The following is a 1,269-nucleotide window of genomic DNA, read 5'->3' as shown; positions in this document are numbered from 1 at the left end:
TGATCTGCCCCCCGCTGAGTGGCCCAGAGACTGTGATAGTCTGGACCACGAAAGGGATGACGAATGCCGAGCAAGAAACACAAGCCGGAAGAGATTATCGGCAAGCTGCGTGAAGTTGAGATCGTTCTGGCGCAGGGGGTATCGACTGCCGAAGCGTGCCGCCGGATCGCGGTTAGCGAACAGACCTATTACCGCTGGCGCAAGGAATATGGCGGTCTGAAGACCGATCAGGCACGGCGGATGAAGGATCTGGAGAAGGAGAACCTGCGTCTACGCCGGGCGATCTCCGACCTGACATTGGACAAGCTGATTTTGCAGGAGGCTGCACGGGGAAACTTTTGAGCCCTGCGCGGCGGCGACGCTGTATCGACCATTTGCGACGGGAGCTTCCGGTGTCCGAGCGACGGATCTGCCGGGTGTTGGGTCAGCATCGATCGACGCAGCGCAAAGTGCCACGCGGGGCGGATGACGAACAGGCGCTCACGGAGGATATCATCGCGTTGGCAAAGCAATATGGTCGCTACGGCTATCGCCGGGTGACGGCATTGTTGTGCCATGCAGGGTGGACAGTGAACCATAAACGGGTCGAGCGGATTTGGCGGCGCGAGGGCCTCAAAGTCCCACAGCGCCAGCCAAAGCGCGGGCGCCTGTGGCTAAATAATGGATCGTGCCTCCGCTTGCGGCCGCAATATCCCGGGCATGTGTGGGCTTATGACTTCGTCGAAGGTCGGACGCATGATGGTCGCAAGTTCCGCATCCTGACCATCATCGACGAGGCCAGCAGGGAATGCCTGGCGCTCATCGTGGCGCGGCAGCTCAGGCATGAGGACGTGCTGGCCGCCTTGGCGGACCTGTTCGTCAAGCGTGGCCCGCCAGCACATATACGGTCTGACAATGGCGCGGAGTTCATCGCCAATGCCGTCCAGAAATGGCTTGGCCAGATCGGCGTAAAGACGCTCTATATCGCGCCGGGATCACCATGGGAGAATGGCTATAACGAGAGCTTCAACGGGTCGCTGCGTGACGAATTGCTCAATGGCGAGATCTTCTACAGCCTCGCCGAGGCGAAAGTGCTGATCGAAGCGTGGCGGCGACATTACAACACCGTTCGTCCGCACAGCAGCCTGGGCTACCGACCGCCGGCCCCGGAAACGGCTTCACCGCCATATCCGGCCTCCGGTTCCGCTTCGCTCCACCTCCATCCGGATATGGCGGCGGCGAGAATAATCCACTAACAATCAACACGGTCCACTCGGTGGGGGCAGGTCA

General features: G+C 60.5%; 1 protein-coding gene. It reads left to right on the top strand.

The annotated features are described in order from the left end of the window. The first annotated feature begins 63 nt into the window (after positions 1 to 63). Positions 64 to 1,235, top strand: a protein-coding gene (locus D0Z70_RS24465) for an IS3 family transposase (RefSeq protein ID WP_119750802.1) whose coding sequence is annotated in 2 segments (ribosomal slippage) — positions 64 to 328 and positions 328 to 1,235 — 1,173 coding nt in all. Because the reading frame shifts where the segments join, the coding sequence is not laid out codon by codon here. Positions 1,236 to 1,269: the final 34 nt, after the last annotated feature.

It is taken from the genome of Sphingobium terrigena (genome assembly GCF_003591655.1).
GTDB lineage: Bacteria > Pseudomonadota > Alphaproteobacteria > Sphingomonadales > Sphingomonadaceae > Sphingobium > Sphingobium terrigena.
The sequence above is the reverse complement of the archived record's forward strand: the minus strand, read 5'-3'. Positions and strand labels throughout refer to the sequence as shown.